Below are 25,468 nucleotides of genomic sequence, written 5' to 3' on the forward strand. Positions count from 1 at the left end.
GCTTCTCTCAAAGATGCACGAAGGCCGTCAGCGGCAGGTGGTCGGAGGCGACGCGCGACAGCGGCGTGTCATGCGCCTCGACGCCTGAAACCAGGTCGTGCCGGTTGCCCATGATGCGGTCGAGCGCCAGAACCGGCAGGCCGGATGGGAAAGTCGGCACCGCCGGCGTCGGGCCGAAGGTCGTGTGCAGCGTGTTCAACGCCGAGCGGTTGCCGAGCCGCCATTCATTGAGGTCGCCCAGAAGCAGCGTCGGCCTCTCGTCGGCGCTGCTCATGATGTCGAGCACGACGCGGGCCTGTTCCGAACGCGAGCGGCGCAGCAAGCCGAGATGGGCGGCAATGACGCGCAGCGATCGTTTCTCGTCGAGATCGATCTCCGCGACCAGCGCGCCGCGCGGCTCCAGTCCGGGCAGCTTGAGCTGGTGGACGTCGCGCACGGTGCCGCGCTTGAACAACAGCACATTGCCGCGCCAGCCATGCCCCTTGCCGTTGCCGCTGACCGGCACTGGCACCAGCCCCGTTTCCAGCTCCAGGCGGGCCAGGTCGAGCAGCCCGGCCCTGTCGCCGAAGCGGTTGTCGGCCTCCTGCAGCGCGATCACGTCGGGGCTCATTTCGCGGATGACGCGCGCCGTCCGTTCGGGGTCGAATCTGCGGTCGGTGCCGATGCATTTGTGGACGTTGTAGGAGGCGACGACGATTTCCGTGTCGTTGACGCGCTTGCGCGGGGTCGCCTTCGCCTTGCGTGCGCTTCTGCTGCGGATCGAGAGCAGCACGGTCTCGGGCAGGCTGCGTCCTTTGATGTCGTCTATCTCCATGATCCCGATGCTCGATTTCCTGCTCTAAAGATAGGGCGATCCCAGCCACAGCAAACGGTCGAAGACGCGGATTGCGAACGGCCTTGCCTTCAGCGTCTGCAGCGTCACCGGCTGCGCGGTCGAGATGGCGGCCGCGATACGGGCGTCGATCTCGGCGGCGAAATTTTTATCCAGCACTTCCAAGTCGATCTCGAAATTCAGCCTCAGCGAGCGGGCGTCCAGATTGGAAGAGCCGACATAGGCCCACACGCCGTCGATCGCCATCAGCTTCGAATGGTCGAACGAGCCTTCATGGCGCCAGACGCGGCAGTAGTGCTTCAAAACCTGGTCGAACTGCGCCGTCATCGCATGGTCGACGAGGAAGAGGTTGTTCACCGCCGGCACGACGATGTCGATTTCGACGCCGCGCCGGCCGGCCGTGGTCAGCGCGCTGATGAACTCCCGGTCCGGCAGGAAATAGGGCGACATGATGCGGATCGATTTGCGGGCGACCGAAAACGCTCCCATCAGCAACTTGAGATTGGTTTCGTTGGACGCGTCCGGCCCGGTCGCGACCGCGCGCACCAGCATCGGCTGCCCCGGCGGCGGCACGACACGCTCGACCTGCCAGGGTCCGTCTTTCAGGGCTTCGTTGCCGGCGAAGCGCCAGTCCTCGGCGGCCACCGAGAACAGATCCGCCACCACCGGCCCGGTGACCTCGAAATGGGTGTCCCGCGAACTGTCGGAACCGGCGAGCTCGGCCGAGAATCCCTTGCGGATGTTCATGCCTCCCGTGAACGCCACCGTGCCGTCGATGATCAGTATCTTCCTGTGAGTCCTGAGATTGGCATAGGGAAGTCTCAGGCCCATGACGATGTTGCCGTTGAAGAGATCGACCGTGACATCGGCCTCCCTGAGCTGCTTCAGGATGCTGGGCACCGAATAGCGCACGCCGACGGCATCGATCAGCACGCGCACGGTGACGCCGCGCTTGACGGCATTGCCGAGCGACTGGACGAAAAGCGCCCCGACCGCGTCATTGTCGAAAATATAGGTTTCCAGAAGCACGCTTCGTTGCGCCGCATCGATCGCCCGGCACATCGCCGTATAGGCTTCGTCGCCTGTCTTGAGCACGGCGATGGTGTTTCCCGAGGTGAGCGGGCGCCGCGCCACTCTGTCGCCAAGCGTCTTCAGCCCGGTGAAACGCTGGCCGAATTCGGCGTTGATCAAGGCTTCCAGCGCGACGTCCCGGTCATGCCTGGCGGCAGCGGCCTCGGGCGAGACCGGCCGCATGGCGCTGATCGTCGCGCGGCGGATCCGGTTGATGCCGGCAATGGCGTAGATGATCGCGCCGAGGAAAGGCGACAGAAGCATCACGCCCACCCAGCCGGTGGCCGCGCGCACGTCTTCCTTCGTCATGATGGCGTGGACGATGCCCACCGCCGCCATCGCCAGCGACAGGATCAGGATAAGCGTCGACCAGTGACTCGCAATCGCCTCGAACATCGGCCCGACTATTGTGCGAGCCGGCGCGGAAGGCAATGCGGGCGGTGAGGCTGGTCCGAAACTCGCCCCGTCGATGGCCCCCCGCCGAACACTCGGCAAGGTCAGGCTTGCCGAGTGCCCTGACCGCGTTTGCCTTTGTCGCTATGCGGTCAGCTGTCGGTCGAGATAGTTACGGCTTTCCAGGCATCGATCTCTTGCTGCAGCCGCTGGATTCGCTCGGACACGAGCTTGAGGGCGTCGCTGCCAAGCAGAAGCTGCGGCGGCGGGGCTTCGGTTTCGACCAGGGCCAATACGGCCGTCGCAAGCTTGTCCGGATCGCCAATTTGCTTGCCGCTTTTCGCCTGTCGGGCCTCCCGGATCGGATCGAACAGCGCATCGTAATCGCTGATGGACCTCCCGGTCCGGACCATGGAACGTCCGGCCCAGTCCGTCCGGAAGGAGCCTGGGCAGACGGCGGCAACGCGAACGCCCAATGGGGCCATTTCGGAACGCATCACTTCCGATATGCCCTGGAGCGCGAACTTGCTGCCACAATAGTAAGCGATGCCCGGCATTGTGATCATGCCGCCCATCGACGTGACGTTGACGATGAAGCCGCGGCGTCGCTCGCGGAACCTGGGAAGAAACGCCTTGGCGACCGCCACGGCGCCGAAGACGTTCACATCGAACTGACGCCGCATCTCTTCGAGCGGTGACTCTTCGAGCACGCCCTCGTGGCCATAGCCGGCATTGTTGATCAGGACGTCGACGGGCCCGTGCTCTTCCTCCGCCTGCGCGACGACGTCCGGCACGCGGTCGAACTCCGTGACATCGCAGATGACGGTGCGGATCGCTGGGAGGGATCCGGCAAGTGCCGCGCGTGACGTCTCGGTCCGGACGGTGCCAATGACCGTATGGCCCATCTGGATGGCGGCGGAAGCGATGGCGAGGCCGAAGCCCGAATTGGCGCCAGTGATGAAGAAGGTCTTTTTTGCCATGATCTGCGGTCCTTCATTGATGGAGTGCAGCTTGGCAAATAGTATGGTGCGGTAACGTCCACGATTGCGGTTCCTATGAATGGCTTGCCAAATCCTATCAGGGCGGACATCGGGCGAAGACGAAAGCTGGTCGAGTTGGCCGGAGCTATCGCCGACCGTGTTGGCTATAATGCGACCGCGCTCGAGCGTGTGCGCGTGCTCCGGACCGAGGCGGTGCTTCACGACATCCCGGTACTTTATGAACCGGGTGCGGTGTTTGTCCTGCAGGGAAGCAAGCGAGGCATCCTCGAACGGGAGGTCTACCTGTACGATGAAGACCATTATCTGGCGGTGTCGGTCCCTGTTCCGTTTCGGATGGAATCGACGGCCAGCCCCGATCGTCCTCTGCTTGCGGTCTATGTCGAGTTCGACATGCGGATGGCGGCCGACATTGCCGCGCAGCTGGAGATTCATTCGGATGTGGGAAGCGACCGGCCGCGAAGTCTCGTATCGAGCAGGATCGGCTCCGACATCGAGGATGTCCTGCTGCGCCTGCTGACGGCGCTTCGCAATCCTGCCGAGACCGCCGTTCTTGGATCAAGCCTTCTGCGCGAGCTGCATTACCGCGTCCTGATTGGCTCGCAAGGCGGGGCGATGATCGCTGCCTTGCAGCAAAGAGGCAGGTCGGGAAGGATCGTGCGCAGCCTCGCATGGCTGCGGGAAAACTACAGCGCCGAAATCTCGGTCGCCGAGCTCGCGGGACAAGCAGGCATGAGCGTGCCTTCTTACCACGTTCATTTCAAGGAAATGACCGGAAGCAGCCCGATGCAGTATGTGAAAGCCATGCGGCTGCACGAGGCAAGACTGATGATCGCACGCAAGACAACGATCGCGCAGGTCGCGGCTTCGGTCGGCTACGCGAGCGCGGCTCAGTTCAGCCGCGACTTCAAGCGGCATTTTGGACGCACGGCTTCTGAGGAGATGAGCTGGATCCGTCGCCATCTGGGCGAGCTCGCCTCGGAAGAGTAGTCCGCTATTGCCGCTCAGCGGTCACGGGTCGGCATAGTGTCGCGGCGCGCTAGAGCCGGTCGGCAAGGCCGCCGGCCTAAAGCTTCCTGAAAAAACCCGACAGAATGTTCGGACCTGCTTCTCCTGGCCGCAGCCTGATCCCGTCCTCGAAGAAGTTCAGCGTCACACACTCGAAGCCGTTGGCCGCGAGGAGCGCCACCAGCGAGTCGCGGTCGAAATGGTGCAGGTGCTCGTTGGGCAGGCGCATGCGCCATTTGGCGAACCACGCGTCTCCGTCGGCGCCGAGCTCGCGCCAGCGGCAATAGGGGACGGCGACAGCCAGGTGGCGGGCCTGAAGCCGGGAAAGGAAGCCGAGATCGGGGATGTGCTCCAGCACGTCGAACATGGCGACGAGGTCCCAGGCGCCGGCGAGCGCCTCATCCCAATCGACGAAGCGGACACCCTTGGGCAGTGGGAATTCAGCGATATCGCAGCCGGCGCAATCGGCGACGCCGGTTATCTTCGCGGCTTCGATGAACGTGCCCGTGCCTTATCCGATTTCCAGCACGGAACGAGGAATCTCGCCGGTGATGCCAAGCACCCAACCAAGCCGCTGATAACCGAGCTTGATGGTCCGGTCGCTCAGGTCTTCATAATAGGAGATGTATTTCTTGTCGTATTTGATCGGTGTGAAGTCGATCTGGTGGATCACGCCGAACCTGTCCACCTCATAATTGTCCAACATTGTCCGCGCGGCCTCCGGATGCCGAATTCCTTATAGGTCAATTGCACGCAGCCACGGTTCTAAGCGCTTCGGCTCGGGAAGGTGCGGGCAAATTTCCGATCCGTCGAACAGAAGCGTAGAACCTCGGGTAGTCGCCGGAGCACAAGTCGAACAAGCGAAGAAACGCCGGGACCTGTTCGCCGTAGACAGCGGTCGCGGCGAGCTTTGCGTTGTTGATAGGACTATCGAACCAGGCATCATATCCCCGGTATCCAGCCCATCGCCTGTCGCGCATTTGCCGGTAGCGCATCCGCAGCCTGTCGATGGCGGCTGCTTTGGCGGCCGTCATCTGCTGCGGGCTGCGGGGACTTCCATAGACCTGCCTCAGCTCATCCCGGGTTTTCGATATCAGTCCGAGAAAATCGGCCTTGCGCTTGCGATCGATTTCGTAGCTGCGCAATCCGGCGCGATTGCCGGTGGCGCGGAGCCATTTCCTCGTACCGGTGGTTTCGACGGAAACCGCGAAAGCCTCGTTGAATGCGGAGTCGCCGTTCACATAGATTTTCTGATGCGCCAGCTCATGGAAAATAAGGCTTGCGAGGTAGGTGTCGTCCTGACGCAGCATGGTGCTGAGCAGCGGATCGCTGAACCAGCCCAGCGTGGAATATGCGGTGACGCCCGACACATAGACGTCCCGCCCCTGCCGCTGCAGTTCAGCGGCATTTTCGAGCGCGTCTTTGCGCGAAAAATAACCCTTGTAGGGAACGCAGCCGAAGACTGGAAAGCACCAAGTTATCGGCGCAAGCGAGAATTGCGGCGCAGCAAACACGGCCAAGGTCACATTGTTTCGACCGACGTCGACATAACTGCGGTAGCTGTTGTTATCGGGCAGCGCCAGCTCTTCCGTGGCAAAGCGGCGTATGGCGCTGGCGGAGGTTAATTTGGCGCGCAACGCCTGTGGCGTCGACGGATCGCGGATCAGTCTTCCAACATTCTTGCGCGCGGCCATGATCTCGACATGGCCCTCCAACGACTGCGCGTAGTAGGAAATGCTGGTGCATCCAGTCACGCCGGACGCCAGGATCGCCGCGGCAAGCAATCGAAAAACGCGCTTCACAGCCTGCCCACCGCCTGCCCGTCTCCCATGGAGCAAATGTCTGCTCCCGTGTCTCAGGCGCGCCTATTTTCGTCAAGACCTGGAGGGCAGGTCGGACTTTAGATTGCTCAGCGGCCATCATCTCCGCCGCGCCGCCAGCCGCAGCCACGGCGCCAGATGGAACGCTGCCATCAACAGATACATCGGCACCATGCCGCTGAGCGCCGAGGCGCCCGACATGCACATCATGTCCTGGCCGCCATAGGCCGCCGTGAGCAGCGCCATCATGGCGAAGGTAGGAGTCGCGGCGAGGCAAAGCCAGTCGGCGAGGCCGAAGCCGCTCAGGCCGTTTGGGCGAGGGGCAGGATTGTCGATGCTCATGATATCCACCTTCTGATGCGGACAGGGTTCGAGCCCGTTGGAACAAGCGCGAGGCGATCGGCTCCGGCGGCGCGCTGTTTGCGCCGCCGGAACCGCTTCACGCTCAGGCGTTCTTGTTGCGGAACGCCGCTTCGCCGGCATCCGAGACCTCGACCCATCTCTGGTCGGGGGCGGCGCCTTCCTCGTAATTGTCGTGCCAGTTCCACCATTTGTAGGTCTGGGTCTGCGGATAGCCCTCGGGCGAATCCTCCCATACCTCCTGGCGGCCGAGCGGGGTGACGTCGAGATAGCTCCAGACGGTGCCAAAGGCTTCGTCGCCGCGGTTGTTGACGAAATAAGTGCGGAAGATGCGCTTGCCGTCATGGATGAAGACGTTGTGGCCATGCCATTCGTCGACGCCGAAATCCTTATCCCAGCTATCGGTGATGGTGTACCAGGGCATCTTCCAGTCCATCCGCTGCTTCAGCCGCTGGATGTCGGCCTGCGGCGCGCGCGAGGCATAGGCAAGCGTGGTGTCGCGGGCGTTGAGATGGGCGAGGTTGCCGACCTGGTCGGCGCCGAGCGAGCAGCCGCGGCACGCATGTTCGGGCCAGCCATAGACGCCGGGCTCGAAGAAGGCGCGGTAGACGACGAGCTGGCGGCGGCCTTCGAAGAGGTCGAGCAGGCTCATCTTGCCGTTCGGGCCTTCGAACACATAGTCCTTCTTGACTTCCATCCACGGCATGCGGCGGCGTTCGGCGGCCAAGGCGTCGCGGGCGCGGGTGAGCGCCTTTTCCTTCACGAGCATCTCTTCATAGGCGCCTTCCCACGCTTCCTGCGAAACGACCGGGGGTGTCTTCATATGTTGGGTCATTGCTCTTGTCCCGTTCTTGGGTTTGGTTGGGGTGACGAGGACAGACATAGGACAGCGCACTGCGATGGTGAGAGTTACAAGTGTGACGCGATTTGCTGCGGCGGGCGCTGAGACGGTGGCATGGATTCGCTGATCAATGCCGCCGGCCGCGCGCTCGCCGCGGGCGATCCGCTCGGCGCCTTGAAGCGCGTCGCGCTGCGCGACGACGCGCCGGCGCTGGCCCTGCGCGGCATCGCGATGGCGCAGCTCGGCGATTTCGCCAAGGCCAAGGCGCTGCTGAAGGACGCCGCCCGCGCCTTCAGTCCGAGGGAAGCGGTGGCGCGCGCCCGCTGCGTCGTCGCCGAGGCCGAGATCGCGCTGGTCTCGCGCGACCTCGGCTGGCCAGAGAAGGCGCTGCGGTCCGCCCGCGCGACGCTCGCCGCGCATGGCGACCGGCTGAACGCCGCCTATGCCGGCAGCCTCGAGGCGCGCCGCCTCATCCTGGTCGGCCGCCTCGACGAGGCCGAGCGCCTGCTTGCGGACTTCGATCCGACGCCGCTGCCGCCGGTGGCGCGCGTCGCGCATGAACTGGCCGCGGCCGGCATCGCCGTCCGGCGCCTGAGGACAAAGGCGGCGCGCTCGGCATTCGGCCGCGCATCGCTTGCCGCCTATCAAGCCAACATCCCGGCATTGAAGGCCGAAGTCGAAGCGGCGTCCCTGGTGCTGAACACGCCGGTGGGCCGGCTGATCGCGCGCGGCGCGGAGAAAGAGTTGCTGCTCGACGAGGTCGAGGCGCTGCTGGGGTCCGGCGCGCTGGTCATCGATGCTTGCCGCAACGTCGTGCGCGAAGGCGGCGCCGCGGTCTCGCTGGCGACCCGGCCGGTGCTGTTTGCGCTGGCGCGCACGCTCGCCGAAACCTGGCCGGCGGATGCCTCGCGTGAGACATTGCTGAGGCGCGCCTTCCGGGCGAGGCATGTCGATGAATCGCATCGCGCACGGCTCAGGGTCGAGATGGGACGGCTGCGCGCCGAGCTCGCCGGGATGGCCGAGATCAATGCGACCGCCGGCGGCTTTGCGTTGACGCCGCTGAACGCCGCCGAGATCGTCGTGCTGGCGCCGCCTGTCGAGGATGAGCATGGCGCGGTGCTTGCCTTTCTGACCGATGGCGAGGCCTGGTCGAGCTCGGCGCTGGCGATCGCGCTTGGCGCCAGCGCGCGCACCGTGCAGCGGGCGCTGGAGCAGTTGTCGGCCGAGCACAAGGTGCAGGCGGTGGGCCGCGGCCGGGCGCGCCGCTGGATGATGCCGCCGGTCACCGGATTCCCGACTGTCTTGTTACTCCCCGGTCCGCTGCCGAGCGACTAGTTTGCCGGTACTCGGCATCGAGGGAGAGACGTCATGAAACTGATCAGATTAAGAGCGCCCGGCGGCCTAGAACAACTCACGCTGGTCGAGGAGGATCGGCCCGAGCCCGGACCGGGCGAGTTGCTGGTCCGAATCCGGGCATGCTCGCTGAACTTCCACGACAGCATGGTTGCAACGGGCAAGAAGCCCTGTGCCGACGGCCGCATTCCGCTGTCCGATGGTGCTGGCGAGGTGATTGCCGTCGGAGAGGGCGTCGACGCATTCGAGACCGGCGATGCCGTTGTCAGCTGCTATTGGCCCAATTGGCTGGGTGGCGAGGCTACGCCCGCCACCAAGCAGGGCGAACTGGGCGATGATGTCGATGGCTATGCAAGGGAATATGCCTCGATGCCGTGGCATGCTTTCACGAAAGCGCCGGCGGGTTACACCCATGTGGAGGCGGCTACACTCAGTTGCGCCGGGGTAACCGCCTGGAGGGCACTGGTGGTGTGCGGTCAGGTGAGGGCTGGCGATACGGTGCTGGTCCTCGGCGCGGGCAGCGTGTCGTTGTTCGCGCTGCAGTTCGCCAAGATGGCGGGCGCCCGTGTCATCGCGACATCTTCCTCCGATGACAAGCTCGAAAAGCTCAGGCGGCTCGGCGCCGATCATCTTATCAATTACAAGGCCGTGCCGGACTGGGGCCGGAAGGCCAGGGACCTGACCGATGGACGCGGTGTCGATCACGTGGTTGAGGTCGGCGGCCCCGGCACGCTGGCGCAGTCGATAACGGCCTGCAGGATGGGCGGCCACATCGCGCTGATCGGCGTGTTGACCGGCTTTGCCGCAGAAGTGCCGATCCCGGCGCTGTTTTCCAATCAGATCCGCATCAATGGAATTTCTATCGGCAGCAGAGCTGACCAGGAAGATATGATCCGGGCGATAACGGCCAACGGCCTGAGGCCTGTTATCGGCCGTAGCTTTCCGCTGCGCGATATTGCCTCGGCTTTCCGGGCGTATGGGAGCCAGAAGCATTTCGGCAAGATCTGCATCGAGCTGTGAGGCGGTTCATAAATTCCCGACTGTGTTGTTGCTCCCGGGGTTGCAGCAGAGCGGCTAAAGTCGAAGCTGACACAAGAGACCGATGAGGATTGGAAGATGAAAAGAGCCGCTGCCGAGATCCTGCGCGAATATGGACCCTTTCCGGACACCGAGCGCGTCAATGGCGTTACCTACGATGGCAAGAATGTCTGGTTTGCCACCGGCGACAAATTGAAGGCCCTCGACCCGGAGAGTGGCACCATCGTGCGATCGATCGACGTCGCCTCGCATGCCGGAACCGCTTTCGACGGCGAGCACCTCTACCAGATCGCCGAGGACCGCATTCACAAGGTCGACCCCAAGACCGGCGCGGTCGTCGCCACCATTCCCGCACCGGGCAATGGCGGCGATTCAGGTATGGCCTGGGCCGAAGGTTCGCTCTGGGTCGGCGAATACAGGGCCCATAAGATCCACCAGATCAATCCTGAAACGGGTGAGGTGATCCGTAGCATCGAGTCGAAACGCGTCGTCACCGGCGTCACCTGGATCGACGGCGAACTCTGGCATGCCACTTGGGAAGGTGAGGAGGGCGATCTGCTGCGCATCGATCCCGAGACGGGTGACGTGCTGCAGGAGGTAGCGATGCCCTCCGGTGTGTCGGGACTGGAATCCGATGGCGACGGCTGCTTCTTCTGCGGCGGCGGCAGCAGCGGCAAGATCAGGGCCGTGCGCCGGCCGGGATACGACGCTGGCAAATAACGGATGGCCGGAACGGGCGGCCCGGTCAGGCCGCCTCGCGTGCCGGCCGGGTCATGGGCTTGCTGGAGGCCTTGGCGGCTGTCGGCCTGTCGAAATGCGCCCAGGCCGGCCGCTCGAACAGGAAGGTGCCGAAGCCGACGCGCTGGACGATGAAGTAGAGCACCACCGGGCTTATGACCGAGACCAGCAGCACCGCCAGGCTCAGCATGCCGGTATCGGTCAGGAGACCGCTCGCCAGCATGACGCCCCGGAAGATCGACATCGGGATGGTGAAGGCGACATAGACGACCAGCGAATGCTCGCCGAGCCAGCGCAGCCATTCCATGGAAGCGAATTTCGACAGGAAACCGCCGGCAACGCAGAGCGCCACGGCGCCGGCGACGGCAAGCGACAGATGCAGCGGCGGCCATGCCGCCAGTCCCATCTGCATGCCGACCGGCTGCATCGCATAGCCGGGCGAATAGACGAGCAGGCCGTTGACGATCGCCCAGGCGAGCAGGCCGAGAACGGCGATCGCCGGCCGTGCCTGCGTCCACTCCACCAGCCGGAATATCAGCGGCGCGAGCACGAAGCCGAGGTAGAAGAACACGAAATAGGCCGCGAACTGCTCAAGCGCGTAGCTGTCCGGCTTCGGCGCCCACATCTGCAGCGCAGCGGCAGCCAAGATGACGATCCAGTGCGGCACGCGAAGCTCGCGCAGCACGCGGATGACGATCCCGAACACCGCCAGCATGTAGATGAACCACAACACGCCGTATGGCTGGACGGCGGCCATCGCGAGATCATGCAGCATGCCGGCGGGGTCGCGGCTGAAGATGCCGATCTTCAGCCCGATCGAGATGATCGCCCAAAGCACGTAGAAATAGAAGTAGTGGACGACGCGGCGGTCGATATAGCGCCGCCATGGCCGGTCGATCACCTGCGACAGGAACAGGCCCGAGATCAGGAAGAATTCCGGCATCCGGAACGGCGTCGCGAAGCCGATGACATAATGCAGGAAGCCGACGCCGCCGGTGTATTCACCGGTGTTGTAGGCGGCATACATCATCACCACCAGAATGATGGAAAGACCTTTTGCCGTGTCCACCCACGGCATGCGGTTCGGGTTGCTCATGAACGATCTCGAGGAAATGTACCTGTTCAGATTGTAGCGGACAGGCACATCCCGCGCAGCATCAAGCTTCCATTAACGTAAACACGGCCTTCGTTTCCGAGGCGGTCTCAACGATCGCCCGATGTCGGAACCACGGCGGCGGAACGCGGCTCGCGCATCGTCACCGCAACGATCGCACCCGATAGGAAGGTCAATGCGGCAATGGCCGCGATCGCCGCAACGAAGCCGAAGAAGTCGGCGATCAGGCCGGCGGACAGCGCCCCGATCGCATAGCCGAGGTCACGCCAGAAGCGATAGACGCTGAGCGAGCGCGCCCGCCAGGAGGGATGCGATGCGTCCGAGACCGCCGCGATCAGGCACGGATAGACCATTGCCGTGCCGAGACCGAGCAAAAGGCTCGCCAGCAGCCACCAGCCGAAATCGCGCGTCATGGCGGTGGTGAGAAGCCCCGCTGCCTGCACCCACATGCCGGCGACGATCAGCCCCTTGCGGCCCCAGCGGTCGCTCAACGGCCCGGTCGCGACCTGGAGGATGCCCCACACCGCCGGATAGACCGCCTTGAGAATGCCGATGCGCTCGATGCCTAGCCCATTGGCAACGAAGAAGAGCGGAAACAGCCCCCAGCTCATGCCGTCGTTGAGGTTGTTCACCAGGCCGGCCTGCGAGGCGGCGAACAGATTGCGATCCCCGAACGAGGTCAGCATGAAGATCTCGCGGAAGCCGAGCGGGGAAGCCTGTCTTGGATGGTTGGCCAGCTCCAGCCGCAGATGCTCGCGCGTGTCGCGCACGAGCAGGATCGACAGCGCCGCACCCAGGATCGCGTAGCCGACGCCGAGATAGATCGGCACGGGACGAAAGCCGTAGCGGCTCGCCAGATAGCCGGTCAGGAAAGCAGTGACGCCGACGGCGAGGTAGCCGGCGAACTCGTTGAGGCCGACGGCGAGCCCGCGCGACTTCGGCCCGACCAGGTCGACCTTCATGATCACCGTCATCGACCAGGCGAAGCCCTGGTTGATGCCGAGCAGCGCGTTGGCGGCGACGATCCATCCCCAGCTCGGCGCCCAGATGATGATGAAGGGCACCGGCAGGCCGAACAGCCAGCCGAGGATCAGGACGCGCTTGCGGCCCCATCTGTCGGCAAGCTGGCCGGAGACAAGGTTGGCGCAAGCCTTGACCACGCCGAAGCTGACAATGAAGGAGACGACCAGCGTGGTCGAGGCAACGCCAAACTCCTCCGCGCCGATCAGCGGCACCACGGTCCGCTCGATGCCGACCATGCCGCCGACAAAGGCATTGATCAGCACCAGGAGCGAAAACTGCTTCCAGTTGGCCTTGAGACCGAGCGCGACGGCTGACGCCGCTATGTTCAAGATTTCGCTCCGGCGTTGACGGCCCGGGTACGGGCGGCCTGCGGCGGCGGGGGAGGGATGTCGGCAGTCATGGCGGCGACGAACTCACCCTCGTCCTCGATGCGGAAGGCCCTGTTGAAGCGTCGCTCGAAGCCGATGGTCGATGTAGGCTTGCCGCTCAGCGAACGACCGCAGACCGAGCCGGAATAGGCGCCAGGCAGCACCTCGATATGATCGGGCAGTTCCTTCAGGCGGCGCACGCTGGCATAAAGCGCGCGCGCCCCGTCCTCGGCGCTTGAAGCAAGCTCGGTGCGACCGAGATCGCCGACCATCAGCGTGTGTCCGGTGAGCACGAACCACGGTTCGGCCGACCGCGTCCGGTCGGTGACCAAAAGGCTCAGATGCTCCGGCGTATGGCCGGGTGTATGCAAGACCGTCGCCGTGACATTGCCGAGCTCGAGCACCTCGCCATCCTTGACACGCCGGAACGGGAAGCCTGCTTCGGCCCCCTCGAACAGCACGTATTCCGAGCCCGTCGCCTCGGCCAGCGAGCGTCCGGCCGAGATGTGGTCGGCATGGATATGCGTGTCGACGACATAGAGGATGCGCATGCCGGTCGCGCGCGCCACTTCGACATAGGGCGCGATGTCGCCGAGCGGATCGACCACGGCCGCGGAAGCCTTGCCGCCGCAGCCGAACAGATAGGAGGCGGCAACCGGATCGTTGTGCAGGAACTGCCTGAGAATCATCGCTTTTTCCTCCGAACGAGCGGCTGCGCCCCGGGGAGCCGCTCTGCTTGACAGCAATGGTCGAGACCGTCATTCAATTATTCCATTGAATGACGGTAGAAAGGTCGATGTCAATCCGCAATCCGAAGCAGGCGCTTTACGAGCAGTTCGCGATCGTCGCCAAGGCGCTCGGGCATCCGCTGCGCCTGGAAATGATCGAGCACCTGGCGCAAGGCGCGCGCAGCGTCGAGGCGCTCGCGGCGAAGCTCGGCCTGCCCGTCGCCAACATCTCTCAGCATCTGCAGGCGCTGCGCCGCGCCGGCATCGTCTCGGCCGAGCGCGATGGAAAATTCGTGCGCTATTCGCTCGCCGATGACAGCGTGCTTTCCGCCTTCGCCGCCGTGCGCGGCGTTGCCGAGCGGCAGCTCGCCGAGGTCGACCGCATCGTGCGCGGCTATTTCGACGCGCGCGACGACATGCGGCCGGTCACGCGCGACGAGCTTCAGAGGCTGATGCGCGACGGACTGGTGACGCTGATCGACGTCCGCCCGGCAGACGAGTTCGCGCTCGGCCATGTGCCGGGCGCCATCAATGTCCCGCTGGGGAAAGTCAGGGCCTGGTCGGCCGACGCCGCTGTCGGCCGCGAAATCGTCGCCTATTGCCGCGGCCCGTGGTGCGTGATGTCCTTCGAGGCGGTCGCGGCGCTGCGCGCGCTCGGGCATGCCGCGCGCCGGCTGGAGGACGGCATGCCGGAATGGAAAGCCGCCGGCCTGCCGGTGGAAGTGGTTACCTGATCGCGGCCAGTTGGACAGCGCCGAACGCTCGCGCGTCGACGTGCCACTGAGCGCCAGTTGCAGACGCTTGATGACAACATCGCGAATGCCTTAAGCGGAGCCGTGAGCGGATTGGCAGGTCTCCACCCTTTTCCGCAACGCCAGACTCCTGGCCAACCATCTCGACCGCTTAGTAGGTGACCTTCGGGTACCAGTCGGTCCCGCGACCTTCCGGCGCCCAGTCCAGGACGTTCCACAGCATCATCAAGTCCGGCTCGGTTGTCGGGTCTTTGCCTGGATCGGCTGACTCGAAACCTAGCTCCGCCCCCCGAAGTGCCGAATGGTTCCGTCGTGCGATACCCAGACTGTCGTATAAACGCACTTTATTGCTCTTCGTAGAGTTCCAACGGCAATCCATCCGGGTCGCTAAAGAAGGTGAAGCGCCGATCCGTATATGGGTCGATCCGGATTGGCTCTACGGCAACGCCGGCGGCTTCCAGGCGCGCGACTACGAGGTCAAGGTTCCCCACAGCAAACGCCAAGTGCCGCAGCCCTGTCGCCTCTGGATAAGACGGCCGCGGCGCTGGGGCCGGGAAGGAAAATAATTCCAGCTGGGCGGATCCGATCCGCAGGTCGGCCTTCCAGGACTGCCGCTCCTCCCGATAGACCTCGCGGATCAGGTCCAGGCCGAGGAGCTCGACATAGAACCGTCGCGACCGATCGTAGTCGGTGCAGATAAGCGCGACGTGGTGAATGGCGTCCAGCATCTTTCGAAGTCTAGCCAAGCCGGGCTTTGGGGCCAAGGTCACCCACTTTGTATCTGTCATCGCGGGCAGGATCTCCTTATCGCTTCGGGTGAGAGCCTAACATCCAGGCGGCGGGCAACCGTGCTGACCGTGGCTCGCTTGGTTGCAGGCGGACCTGCTGTCCTGCGGGGCATCAGGATCGTCCGCGTGTTTACCAAAAATCGAGATAGGCTGGGATCGTAGATACGTTCACACGGGAAAACCGGCCTTTCTGAAGCCTGACGTGAAAAGCTCAAGGGCGACTTGATCGGTGAACGGGAGACCTGAAATCAGCCGGATGGTCAGCTCGTGTTTCCTTGTTAGTGCTTCCTCAACCTCAGCGCGCGCCTTCTCCATCTCGCCCAAATGTGCGTATGACGCTGCGAGGAAGGCATGGATGAAGAATTGGTCACCGGCCTTCCGATACGAAGCGACAGCTTCCGAGTACCTTCCAAGCAGGAACAGAGAGCTGCCCTTCACCTCCCAGAACCACACCGGAGGTAACGGCTCGCGCAGGAGCGCGGTTTCGAGCACATTGAGCGCCGTCTCGGCCCGTCCGCCGTAGTTGAGCCAGCTTGCGTAATCCCCCGCTATATTCACGTCTAGCGGGTTCAACGAGCGCGCTCGCTCAAAATGCACTCCGGCATCGCTATGCTGGCGCATGTGTGTAAGCACCAGCCCAATGCTCTGGTGACAGACGCCATCGCTTCTGTCGAGAGAGAGCGCCGTTCGTGCCGAGTCCCAGGCCTTCTGTAGCGTCCGCGGATCGTTGTCGTACCAAAATCTGCCGACGAGGGCCTGCGCGAGGAAAGCGTGGGCTTGAGCGAATGTCGGATCGAGATCGACAGACCGGACGAAGAGGGGCTCAGACTTTTCCAGTTCATATCGGTAAAAGTGCGCGCGCCCCTGCAGGTAGTAGTCGTATGCATCCCAATCGGCGGGTGGCTTGCGTCTGGTGCGGGTCGCCGATTCGGCCTCCGCTTGCCCTTCGACCGTCGGGGCGATAAGCGCCGCAACCTCGTCTTGCAACGCGAAGATGTCGTTAAGGGCCCGATCGTAGCGTTGGGCCCATAGATGGGTGCCGGTGGCGGCGTCGATCAGCTGTGTGGTGATCCGAATGCGATCACCGAGTTTTCTTATGCTGCCTTCGACGAGATAGCGAACTCCGAGTTTGCGATGTACTTCGGCAATGTCCATTGCCGGATGGCGAAATTGAAAAGACGAATTGCGCGCGATGACGAGGAGGGAGCGAAACCTGGCCAGCTCCGTGATTATGTCCTCGGTTATGCCGTCGCTGAGATACTGCTGGTCCTGATCGCCGCCCAGATTGGCAAAAGGCAGCACCGCGATCGAAGGCTTGCCGGACGGCGGTATCGGTTTGCAGGATGCGCTCGCCACCGGCTTGACAGTCCCGGTGAAGCGGTAGCCGACGCGAGGCACCGTGGCGATCCACTCACCGCCATTATCAGCCGGACCGAGAGCCTTTCTTAGTGTCGCGATTTGAACGGTAAGGTTGCCTTCCTCGACGGCGGTTCCCGGCCAGGCAGCATCCAGCAGTTCGGCCTTGGTCAGGATCTCGCCAGGCCGTGCCGCAAGTGCAGCAAGCAGCGTCAGTCCACGATGCCCAACAGCGACCGGGATCTCCTCTCTAAGGAGCGTCCCCATGTCGGGGTCGAGTACGAACGGACCAAAAGCGATGCGAGTCCCGTGCATGCAGGCATAGTAGACTTTTCGGAAATTTCGGAACAGTTCCGGCGCCGCGCAAATCTAACGGCGAACTTTCCGGGAAAGTGCGTCATCAATTTGCTATGGCGCAACTCTGCTCATGGCGCCGGGCGCTGCCGATGCCCGCCTTTGGGTTCGGTTCAAGGGCGGGATAGTCGCGCAGCCAGCCAGCCAGCCTTCTCGATCGGCGTCGGGAGGGTCTCTGTTATCGGCATTATGCAGCTGCCTCCCCAGAGCGCCGCGTTCCAAATGGGCTGACCTCAGTAACCGAGAATTGGCGCTCGTACTCCACTGCAAGTTTTACAGGCGCAACTTTTCTACGCGAAAAGGAAGTCTGATTCGGTGATGTGAGCTGCCGCCGTCTCGCCCACCGCCACGTTTAGGTCGATTGTACCGGCGTCGTCGCTGAAACCGACAATGAGCCCGCTGCTTCCGGTGTCGACTTTCACCACTGCTCCTTCGGCGGATATGTTGTGTGCGTGAAGATAGTCGAGAGCTGCCTGAGACGAGGCGAAAGTTCCGCTAGTACCGGGAGCGTCGTTAAGGATCAAAGCGACGTGCCGCGATTCATGCAGATCGATTTTATCCTCGCCATGCTTGAATCCCTGGATGGTGTCCTGCACGGTCGCCGATGATTCGCCCGAGAAGAAGACAAAGGTGTCCTGGGCGCCGTCCCCCGTGGTGATGCCATTGTTCGCCGACATCCAGTCCGCGCCTGCGCCGCCGAGGATGATGTCGGCGCCTTTGCCGCCATAGATGGTGTCGTTCTGGTCTCCCCCCAATATCAAGTCATTCCCGGCATCGCCGTACAGGGTGTTGGTACCGCGACTATCTTCTACCACGTCATCGCCTGCACCGCCGTGGATAGTGTCGTTACCGCTGGTGGGGGAGGTGGCGGTGTCGTCGCCGTAGAGGGTATCGTTGCCGGCACCGCCCTCGATATAGTCGTCCCCGGCGTTGCCGAAGATCGTGTCGTTGCCGGCACCGCCGTAGAGTGTGTCGTTCGTGTCGCCGGGAGTGTGATCCTGACCGTCGCTCGGGCGAATCCCGCTGCCGCCGTAGATAGTGTCGTTCCCGGTGCCGCCGTGAATCACGTCGCTGTCGATCCCGCCTCGGAGTGTGTCGTTGTCAGCGCCGCCATTGATCGTGTCGTTGCCGGCACCGCCGTCGAGAAGATCATCCCCGGCCCCGCCGGTGATAAAGTCGTTGCCGTCATCGCCGTTGAGGGCGTCGGCACTGGCGCCGCCGTGGAGGAAATCGTTGCCGGGGCCACCGGAAAATAGGTTGGTGAGATCGTCACCGATCATTCGGTCCGAGAAAGCCGAACCGAACCAGGTGCCGGTGTATGTGAAGTCGGTGGTGTATGCGGTCCCGCCGGCGAAATAAGCGGCCTCGTTGGTGACTGTCGCGCTCGGCGGGATGTTCTCTTCGAGTTGGACTGTGTGGGTGTGCAGATTCAGATCGACACTCGCCGTCGACTGCGAGAAATCCGGGCCGACTGATACTAAGACTGGCTTTTTAGTCATGGTATTCATCTCCCTGTTGTGCACAAGATTGTGCGCGTTGTGGCGCTACACTGCGGATATGAAATATGTGTCTTTGGTCTGGGTCTCCTTTGTTGTGAAAAGGATGCGTACGGAGCTGTTGAAGATTTCATTTCTCGCGCAATGAGCGACGGATATCTTGCGTGAGCGGTTCGGCAAGATATGCCAGCACGGTGCGGGTGCCGGTCTTGATCATGGCCTCGCTCGACATACCCGACAGCAGACTTTGTCCACGCCGCCGAGCCCGTCGGAGATTTGGAAGCCGTCTGTATTATCGCCGCCCGAGGCCGAGGTGTATGGAGGCGGCCAGGTCGGCTCTGATACCGCTGCGGGTACCCCCTAAACCGCGCACTCCCTACCTCTGTCCGCATACGTGTATCTCACTATCAGGTGTTGGGGGGCGACTTGTGCGCCGCCCCTCACTGGAGGTTACACCAGAGCGCCGAAGAGGAAGTCCGCCTGTGTGATATGCGCCGCCGCCGATGCGCTTACCGACACGTTGAGGTCGAGAGTGCCGGCGTCGTCGCTAAAACTGACGAGGTCGACGGCAGAACCGTCGATGACCTTTACTACTGTACTCTCGACAGAGAGATTGTGCGCGTGGAGATAATCGATAGCCGACTGTGCCGAGTTAAAGGTGGGGCCTTGCAGGAACGCGGTGTCGTGAGTGTCCCTCAGGTCGAACTTATCGTCACCGTGTTTGAAGTCGGTGATGACGTCATGTTGGCCGGCGACGAAGGTGTGGCTGTGGAAGACGAAGGTGTCGTTACCCCCGCCGCCCGTCAGGGTGTCGCTGCCGGAATTGATCGAGAAATTTGCCCTACCCCCTTCGATGGTGTCGTTGCCGGCCCCACCGTTGATGGTGTCGTCACCGATAAACCCGACGATGGTGTCGTTGCCCCCGTCACCGTACAGGAAGTTAGCTCTGCCGGACGGGAGAAACATGACGTCACCTTCGATATAATCATCACCGGCACCGCCGTGGATGGTGTCGGTGCTGTTGTGATTCATAGCGCCGTTGTCGCCGTAGAGGGTGTCGTTGCCGGCCCCGCCGTTGATAGTGTCCTGGCCCTCGCTGCCGGTGATGGTGTCGTTGCCAGCGTCGCCATTGAATATGCCGCCGTCACGGCCGGCCCTGATAAAATCGTTGCCGCCACCGCCATTGACTATGTCGACACCGGGGGAGTAGTGGGCTTGGCTGTCGTCACTGGTATAGATGGCGTCATCACCGGCCCCGCCGTTGATGATATCGTTACCGTCACCGGCTCTGATAAAGTCGTTACCGTCACCACCTTTGATGGTGTCGTCGCCGGCGTTGCCGTAGAGGGAATCGTCGCCGGCGTCACCGGCAATAGAATCGCTACCGTCACCGCCTTCAATCCAATCGTCACCGCCGCCGCCGTACATGAAATCGTTGCCGCCGCCGCCGAGAAGATGGTTGAGGAGATCGTCGCCGATCATTCGGTCTGAGAATTCCGAGCCGGTGTAAACACGGAGATAATCCCCGGTGGGGTTGGTGAAGTCGGTGGTGTAGGCGATGCCGCCGGCGAAATAAGCGGCCTCGTTGGTGACTGTCGCGCTCGGCGGGATGTTCTCTTCGAGTTGGACTGTTTGGGCGTGCAGATTCAAGTCGACACTGGCGCTCGACGACGAGAAATCCGGGCCAATTGATACTAAGTCTGGCTTCTTAGTCATGGTATTCACCTCCCTATCGCGAACACAATTGTGTGCGATAAACTCTATAGTGTGGTATAGTGAGAATGATACGCACGTTATTCACAGATGATTACGCAATTTTACGTCATTTCTCGCGCAAAGAGCGACGGATGTTTTGCGTGAGCGGTTCGGCGAGATAAGCCAGGACCGTGCGGGTACCGGTCTTGATCATGGCCTCGCTCGTCATGCCCGGCAGAAGCCGGCGACCGTCAAGCTTGGCCAGTTCGCTCTTGTTGATGATCACCGTCGCGGAGAAGTAAGCAGCGTTCGTGCGCTCATCCACCAATCGATCGGCCGACACCGTTTCCACAACTCCGCTGAGCTGCGGCAGGTTGTATTTGGCGAAGGCCGGGAAGCTGACATAGGCCGTCTGGCCAGGGGCGACCGTCTCGACGTCCTCGGGCTTGACCATGGTCTCGACAACCAGCTTCTCGCCGAGCGGCACGACCGTCATCAGCGTGTCGCCGGGTTTCACCACTCCGCCCGCCGTGTGGACTTTCACGTCCATTACGATTCCATCGACGGGCGCGGTGATGTCGGTGCGCTTGAGGACATCCTCGGCCGCGCGCGCTTGCTGCCGGAAGTCGAACAGCTCCGCTTCGACCTTGCTCAATTCGTCAACTGACTCGTTCAACTGTTGAGTTGTAAGGTTGAGGATTTGCATGTCGATCTCGGCGATAGAGCTGCGGGCGCGGGCGATCGATGCGACATTCGTGGCGCGTTCTCCCTCGGTCTGGCGTTGTTGCTGGGTGAGCGTCAGGTTGCGTTCGCGGGTGGTGAGCCCCTTGCTGAGCAAAGTCTCGAGGTCTTTGTTCTCATTCGCGAATGCCGCGATCCGCTTGTCCTCGGTCGCGATAAGCTGTTGCAGTCCGGTAATTTGCTCGGCGGTCTGCTGGCGGCGTTCGTCGAGGATTGCCTTCTCGTCCTTCAGGTTGCGGTGCTTCGCGTTGAAGACGTCACGTTGGGTGGCCACCGCGTCCTTGACGGCAGGGTCCGGGTTGTCGAGCAATGCCTGGTCGAACTCGATCGTGTCCTTGCCGTCGCGTTCGGCCCGGAGACGGGCGACGAGTGCCTCGCGTGTGGCGATCTTGTTTTGGATCGAGTCCAGTTGAGCCTTGGCTTGGGTGTTGTCGAGACGGATGAGCACTTTGCCCTTCTTGACGACATCGCCGTTGACGGCGTCCAGTTCGGCGATAATGCCGCCCTCGAGGTGCTGGATGAGTTTGCGGTCGCCGTCGACCTTGACCACTCCGGTCGTCACCGCCGCGCTGTCGAGCGGTGCCAGGGCCGCCCAGCCGCCGGCCACGCCGAAGAACAGGAACATGATTGAGAAACCGGCGTTCGTGACGGCTCTGAGACGGAGCGGTTGCAACGTCGGCGGGGGTGGCAGTGGCTGGGGGAGAGCGACTATGTTCATATCGTCGTCTGCTGGGTTTGCGCAGGTCATGACGTGACCGCCGTGACGTGATGGGTGTTGGGCAGCTGGGCCACTCTCCTGGCGCGGGCGGCGAGTTCGTTGAAGACCGTGTCACGCGCCCCGAATAATTCTTGTCTGCCCTGATTGAGCACCAGCACCTTGTCGACTTTCTCCATGATGCTTGGGCGGTGTGCGATTAGGATCATCGTAGTGCCCGTCGCCTTGACCGCGCCGATCACGGCCATCAGGGCGTCTTCGCCCTCGCGATCGAGGTTGGAATTCGGCTCGTCCAGGATGATGAGTGTCGGATCGCCGTAGAGTGCCCGCGCCAGCCCGATTCGTTGGCGCTGTCCGCCTGACAGCGATGCGCCTGAATCCCCTACTTGAGTTTCGTAGCCTTTCGGCAAGCCCTTGATCAATTCGTGAACGCCCGCCAGTTGCGCGGCCTTGATCACGCTGTTGAAGACCGCGGGACTGAGCTTCGCGAAGCGGGCGATGTTCTCGGTGATCGTGCCGGCGAACAACTCGATGTCCTGCGGCAAATACCCGACGTGCCGACCACGGTCCTCGGCGGGCCACTCGGCGACGTCCATGCCGTCGAGCAAAGCGCGACCGGCTGATGGGCGCCAAGCGCCGGCGAGAACGCGGGCCAGGCTTGTCTTGCCGGATGCGCTCGGGCCGATGAGCGCCATCACTTCACCGGGCTTGAGTTGGAAACTCACGCCTTTCAAGACAGGCTCGCCGCCACCCTGCCGGGCGAGGACAATACTCTCTGCCTCGACCTTTCCTTGTGGGCGCGGCAAAGACCACACTGCTTTGGCCTCGGGTCGCTGGCCGACAAACGCGGTGAGACGCTTGTAAGCGGCGCGTGCCCCAAGTGTCGCCTTCCACGTGCTGATCGCTTGCTCCACGGGGGCCAGCGCGCGGCCCATCAAGATTGAGGATGAGATCATGATGCCGGGAGAGGCCTCGTTTTGCAGCACCAGGTAAGAGCCGAGGCCGAGCACCGCCATTTGCAAGGCCATCCGCCAGAAACGTGCGACAGACGCGATGGCGCTGGCGCGGTTACCGGCGGCGACTTGTCCGGCGCTCGCTTCATCCTGCTGCTCTTGCCAACTGTCGAGCAACGGCCGCAGCATGCCCATGGCCTGGACGACCTCGGCGTTGCGGACTGCCGACTCGGCTTGGGTGAAAGCCCGTGCCTGCGCATTGCCGGCCTCTGTCAGCGGTTTGCGGGTGGTGAGTTCGTTGAGCAATGCCAGCACAAACAACACGCACCCGCCGGCCAGCGCCAACCAGCCGAGCCACGGATGCATGAAGAAGATGGCGATGAAGAAGATTGGCGCCCACGGTGCGTCGAGAATTGGGTAGATGCTCGGACTGGTGAAGAAATTCCGCACTTGGTCGAGATCGCGCAGAGACCGCGTGCTGCCTTGACCCGGCGCGGCGGCCGACTGCTCTACTGACGCGGTCAACAGGACTGGGGCCAGCCTCGAGTTCATCCAGGCGCCTACGGTTGACAGCAGGCGGGCGCGTACCATTTCGAGCCCTGCCATTGTCAGGATCGCCGCGCAGGCGATCAACGACAACGCTGCTAAAGTTTCCACGCTGTGGCTGGACAGAACCCGGTGGTAGACTTGAAGCATGTAGAACGAGCCGGTGAGCATCAGTATATTGATGCCGCCGCTGAACCAGATAAGCGGCGTTATGGCGCGTTTGGCCTCTTTCATCACTGCCTGCAGAGCAGGAGCCTGTTTGTTGCTTATTTGCATGACGGCGACCGCGCCCGTTCCGCGCGCCGCACGCTATCTTGCTTTTTGGCCTCTGAAATCCATCAAAGGAATGATGCGGCGATACAAGCGTGCCTCGCCTTTCGCTAAACGTTCGTGTAGCTGCCTTTGATAAAACGCAGCGTGCGCTGGGTATTTGGGCAATCAGCAGATGCCCATGAGGCGGCGCGGGCCTTCGGTGCCAACATTATTTCAGCTTTCAGGTGCCGGCATTCGTGGTTCGCGCGGCTGAAGTGAGGCGTAAAGCGATCGTCCGCGGGCGAAACTGGCGGATACGGGTCAAAAAAGCCAACTATGTGTGATTGCAGGCCCGCCTGTGCTCAGGCGAGCCATTTCAAATCGCCCTAAAATCTCAGTCCTTGGCGCGCTCGACGTAAGAACCGTCGGCGGTCATCACCACCACGCGCGTGCCGGCCGAGATATGTGGCGGCACGGCTGTGCGCACGCCGTTGGAGAGTATCGCCGGCTTATAGGACGAAGACGCCGTCTGGCCCTTGGTCACCGGCTCGGTGTCGACCACCTCGAAGGTGGCGCGCTGCGGCAGCACCAGTGAGATCGGCACGCCGTTGAACTGCGCGAGCTGCACGGCCATGCCTTCCTGCAGATAGGGCGCCATGTCGCCGACCACGGCTTCCGAGGCCACGACCTGGTCGTAGCTTTCCGGGTTCATGAAGTGAAAACCTTCGCCGTCGGAATAGAGGAAGGTGTGCTCGCGCTCCTCGACATAGGCGCGCTCGACCATTTCGGTCGTACGGTAGCGCTCCGAGACCTTCACCCCGTCGCCGATGCGGCGCATGTCGAGCTGGGTCACCGGCGTGCCCTTGCCAGGGTGGATGTTTTCGGCAAAGAGGATGACATAAAGCTTGCCGTCCTTATCGACGACGTTGCCTTTGCGTAAGGAACTGGCGATGACCTTGACCACGATATTCGATCCCGTTCGAGTTTTTCGGCCTGCAAGCGTCGATTTCCGCGAAGCGGCGACGGCGGCCATCGCGTGCGCCCTAGCGCATCTTGCGCCGAACCGCCAGCCTGTCGGGCGATTTTCCTGCCCATGACCGCCGCTTCGCCCTGGTGGACGCCGCATATTCATGCCGACCGCCGGCCCCGGCTGATGGCGCGCAATGCCATCGCCGCCGCCCTGCGCGGCTGGTTCGCGCAGCGCGATTTCATCGAGGTGACGACGTCGGCCCTGCAGGTTTCGCCGGGCAACGAGGCGCATCTCGCCGCCTTCGCCACCGAGGCGATCGGGCCCGACGCATCGCGCCGGCAGCTCTATCTCCACACCTCGCCGGAATTCGCCTGCAAGAAGCTGCTCGCCGCCGGCGAGGAACGCATCTTCAGCCTCGGCCCGGTCTGGCGCAACCGCGAGCGCGGGCCGCTGCATCACCCCGAGTTCACCATGCTTGAATGGTACCGCGTCGGCGATACAGTTGAGCGTCTGATGGCCGACTGCGCCGAATTCCTGGCGCTCGCCGCGGAAAAAGCCGGCGCCAAGAGTTTCCGTTTTCGCGGCCGCGAGGCCGATCCGCTCGCCGAGCCGGAGCGGCTGAGCGTGGCGGAGGCTTTCCTGCGCCATGCCGGCATCGACCTGCTCACGACCGTATCGGCCGACGGCAGCACCGACCGCGACGCCCTTCACGAGGCACTGGTCCGCGCCGGCCTGCGCACTGCGCCCGACGACAACTGGGCCGACCTGTTCAGCCGGGTGATGGTCGAAAAAGTCGAGCCGGTGCTGGGGCAGGGGCGGGCCACCATCTTATACGGCTATCCGATTTCGGAAGCGGCGCTCGCCCGGCCGAGCGATGAAGATCCGCGCGTCGCCGAGCGCTTCGAGCTCTATTGCTGCGGCGTCGAGCTTGCCAACGCCTTCGGCGAGCTGACCGATGCGGCCGAACAGCGCCGCCGCTTCGCCGCCGAGATGGATGAGAAAGAGCGCGTCTATGGCGAGCGCTATCCGCTGGACGAGGATTTTCTTGCCGCTTTGGCCATCATGCCGCAAGCCAGCGGCTCGGCCCTCGGCTTCGATCGGTTGGTGATGCTGGCGACGGGAGCCGCAAGGGTCGACGACGTGATCTGGGCGCCGGTGGCGTGAT

At 63.0% G+C, this 25,468-nt stretch carries 23 protein-coding genes and 2 pseudogenes; 6 read left to right on the top strand and 19 right to left on the bottom strand.

Features of this window, described 5'->3' with window-relative positions; genetic code table 11:
* Nucleotides 1–7 precede the first annotated feature (7 nt).
* From LB520_RS09965 to LB520_RS09975, 3 genes are all read right to left on the bottom strand, one after another.
* Nucleotides 8–814: an endonuclease/exonuclease/phosphatase family protein gene (locus LB520_RS09965; RefSeq protein WP_181170758.1), complete on the bottom strand. Its 807-nt coding sequence runs from the start codon at nucleotides 812–814 to the stop codon at nucleotides 8–10.
* Between the two features lie 24 nt (nucleotides 815–838).
* A complete protein-coding gene (locus LB520_RS09970) occupies nucleotides 839–2,242 on the bottom strand; it encodes a phospholipase D-like domain-containing protein (RefSeq protein WP_411969872.1) in 1,404 nt (467 codons plus the stop codon).
* Between the two features lie 206 nt (nucleotides 2,243–2,448).
* A complete protein-coding gene (locus tag LB520_RS09975) occupies nucleotides 2,449–3,276 on the bottom strand; it encodes an oxidoreductase (protein WP_224601624.1) in 828 nt (275 codons plus the stop codon).
* 75 nt (nucleotides 3,277–3,351) lie between these two features.
* Here LB520_RS09975 and LB520_RS09980 point away from each other — a divergent pair, with 75 nt between their 5' ends.
* A complete protein-coding gene (locus tag LB520_RS09980) occupies nucleotides 3,352–4,284 on the top strand; it encodes an AraC family transcriptional regulator (protein ID WP_224637370.1) in 933 nt (310 codons plus the stop codon).
* Between the two features lie 76 nt (nucleotides 4,285–4,360).
* On the opposite strand, the pseudogene LB520_RS09985 reads toward LB520_RS09980, so the two are convergent.
* The 5 genes and pseudogenes from LB520_RS09985 to LB520_RS10005 form a co-directional block, all read right to left on the bottom strand.
* Nucleotides 4,361–4,801 (bottom strand): annotated as a pseudogene (locus LB520_RS09985) (methyltransferase domain-containing protein); the annotation flags it as partial.
* A gap of 12 nt (nucleotides 4,802–4,813) precedes the next feature.
* Complete coding sequence (locus tag LB520_RS09990) at nucleotides 4,814–5,008, bottom strand: hypothetical protein (protein ID WP_224637371.1); 195 nt, start codon at nucleotides 5,006–5,008, stop codon at nucleotides 4,814–4,816.
* A gap of 37 nt (nucleotides 5,009–5,045) precedes the next feature.
* Nucleotides 5,046–6,104, bottom strand: coding sequence for an aminopeptidase (locus tag LB520_RS09995; protein ID WP_224637372.1), 1,059 nt, complete (start codon nucleotides 6,102–6,104; stop codon nucleotides 5,046–5,048).
* Between the two features lie 117 nt (nucleotides 6,105–6,221).
* Nucleotides 6,222–6,464: a hypothetical protein gene (locus tag LB520_RS10000; RefSeq protein WP_224601630.1), complete on the bottom strand. Its 243-nt coding sequence runs from the start codon at nucleotides 6,462–6,464 to the stop codon at nucleotides 6,222–6,224.
* Between the two features lie 103 nt (nucleotides 6,465–6,567).
* On the bottom strand, nucleotides 6,568–7,317 hold the full coding sequence (locus LB520_RS10005; RefSeq protein ID WP_095767840.1) for a DUF899 domain-containing protein: 750 nt from the start codon (nucleotides 7,315–7,317) through the stop codon (nucleotides 6,568–6,570).
* A gap of 120 nt (nucleotides 7,318–7,437) precedes the next feature.
* Here LB520_RS10005 and LB520_RS10010 point away from each other — a divergent pair, with 120 nt between their 5' ends.
* From LB520_RS10010 to LB520_RS10020, 3 genes are all read left to right on the top strand, one after another.
* The gene (locus LB520_RS10010; protein WP_224637373.1) at nucleotides 7,438–8,658 is read left to right on the top strand and encodes a helix-turn-helix domain-containing protein; all 1,221 of its coding nucleotides are present in this window, start codon (nucleotides 7,438–7,440) and stop codon (nucleotides 8,656–8,658) included.
* A gap of 33 nt (nucleotides 8,659–8,691) precedes the next feature.
* The gene (locus LB520_RS10015) at nucleotides 8,692–9,696 is read left to right on the top strand and encodes a zinc-dependent alcohol dehydrogenase family protein (protein ID WP_224637374.1); all 1,005 of its coding nucleotides are present in this window, start codon (nucleotides 8,692–8,694) and stop codon (nucleotides 9,694–9,696) included.
* A 96-nt stretch (nucleotides 9,697–9,792) separates the two neighbouring features.
* Nucleotides 9,793–10,434, top strand: coding sequence for a DUF5074 domain-containing protein (locus LB520_RS10020; RefSeq protein WP_224637375.1), 642 nt, complete (start codon nucleotides 9,793–9,795; stop codon nucleotides 10,432–10,434).
* A 25-nt stretch (nucleotides 10,435–10,459) separates the two neighbouring features.
* On the opposite strand, the gene LB520_RS10025 is transcribed toward LB520_RS10020, so the two are convergent.
* From LB520_RS10025 to LB520_RS10035, 3 genes are all read right to left on the bottom strand, one after another.
* A complete protein-coding gene (locus tag LB520_RS10025) occupies nucleotides 10,460–11,548 on the bottom strand; it encodes an acyltransferase family protein (protein ID WP_224637376.1) in 1,089 nt (362 codons plus the stop codon).
* Nucleotides 11,549–11,655: 107 nt separating this feature from the next.
* Nucleotides 11,656–12,918, bottom strand: a complete 1,263-nt coding sequence (locus tag LB520_RS10030) for an MFS transporter (protein ID WP_224637377.1) — start codon at nucleotides 12,916–12,918, stop codon at nucleotides 11,656–11,658.
* Complete coding sequence (locus tag LB520_RS10035) at nucleotides 12,915–13,646, bottom strand: MBL fold metallo-hydrolase (RefSeq protein WP_224637378.1); 732 nt, start codon at nucleotides 13,644–13,646, stop codon at nucleotides 12,915–12,917. Before LB520_RS10035 ends, LB520_RS10030 begins: the two co-directional genes overlap by 4 nt.
* A 107-nt stretch (nucleotides 13,647–13,753) precedes the next feature.
* Here LB520_RS10035 and LB520_RS10040 point away from each other — a divergent pair, with 107 nt between their 5' ends.
* The gene (locus tag LB520_RS10040; protein ID WP_224637379.1) at nucleotides 13,754–14,419 is read left to right on the top strand and encodes an ArsR/SmtB family transcription factor; all 666 of its coding nucleotides are present in this window, start codon (nucleotides 13,754–13,756) and stop codon (nucleotides 14,417–14,419) included.
* A gap of 169 nt (nucleotides 14,420–14,588) precedes the next feature.
* On the opposite strand, the pseudogene LB520_RS10045 reads toward LB520_RS10040, so the two are convergent.
* From LB520_RS10045 to efp, 8 genes and pseudogenes are all read right to left on the bottom strand, one after another.
* Nucleotides 14,589–14,764, bottom strand: a pseudogene (locus LB520_RS10045) (DUF899 domain-containing protein); the annotation flags it as partial.
* A gap of 17 nt (nucleotides 14,765–14,781) precedes the next feature.
* On the bottom strand, nucleotides 14,782–15,165 hold the full coding sequence (locus LB520_RS10050; RefSeq protein ID WP_140840917.1) for a VOC family protein: 384 nt from the start codon (nucleotides 15,163–15,165) through the stop codon (nucleotides 14,782–14,784).
* A gap of 228 nt (nucleotides 15,166–15,393) precedes the next feature.
* Nucleotides 15,394–16,848, bottom strand: a complete 1,455-nt coding sequence (locus tag LB520_RS10055; RefSeq protein WP_224637380.1) for a winged helix-turn-helix domain-containing protein — start codon at nucleotides 16,846–16,848, stop codon at nucleotides 15,394–15,396.
* 377 nt (nucleotides 16,849–17,225) lie between these two features.
* On the bottom strand, nucleotides 17,226–18,434 hold the full coding sequence (locus LB520_RS10060) for a calcium-binding protein (protein ID WP_224637381.1): 1,209 nt from the start codon (nucleotides 18,432–18,434) through the stop codon (nucleotides 17,226–17,228).
* Between the two features lie 447 nt (nucleotides 18,435–18,881).
* Entirely contained in the window at nucleotides 18,882–20,147 is a 1,266-nt protein-coding gene (locus LB520_RS10065) for a calcium-binding protein (protein ID WP_224637382.1), read from the bottom strand.
* Between the two features lie 106 nt (nucleotides 20,148–20,253).
* Entirely contained in the window at nucleotides 20,254–21,585 is a 1,332-nt protein-coding gene (locus tag LB520_RS10070; protein ID WP_224601806.1) for an HlyD family type I secretion periplasmic adaptor subunit, read from the bottom strand.
* Nucleotides 21,586–21,611: 26 nt separating this feature from the next.
* A complete protein-coding gene (locus LB520_RS10075; protein ID WP_224637383.1) occupies nucleotides 21,612–23,315 on the bottom strand; it encodes a type I secretion system permease/ATPase in 1,704 nt (567 codons plus the stop codon).
* Nucleotides 23,316–23,727: 412 nt separating this feature from the next.
* The gene (gene efp, locus LB520_RS10080; protein ID WP_095767917.1) at nucleotides 23,728–24,297 is read right to left on the bottom strand and encodes an elongation factor P; all 570 of its coding nucleotides are present in this window, start codon (nucleotides 24,295–24,297) and stop codon (nucleotides 23,728–23,730) included.
* A 129-nt stretch (nucleotides 24,298–24,426) separates the two neighbouring features.
* Here efp and epmA point away from each other — a divergent pair, with 129 nt between their 5' ends.
* The gene (gene epmA, locus LB520_RS10085; protein WP_224637384.1) at nucleotides 24,427–25,467 is read left to right on the top strand and encodes an EF-P lysine aminoacylase EpmA; all 1,041 of its coding nucleotides are present in this window, start codon (nucleotides 24,427–24,429) and stop codon (nucleotides 25,465–25,467) included.
* The last annotated feature ends 1 nt before the right edge of the window (nucleotide 25,468 follow it).

It is taken from the genome of Mesorhizobium sp. CA12 (assembly GCF_020165255.1).
In the GTDB taxonomy this organism is placed as follows: domain Bacteria; phylum Pseudomonadota; class Alphaproteobacteria; order Rhizobiales; family Rhizobiaceae; genus Mesorhizobium.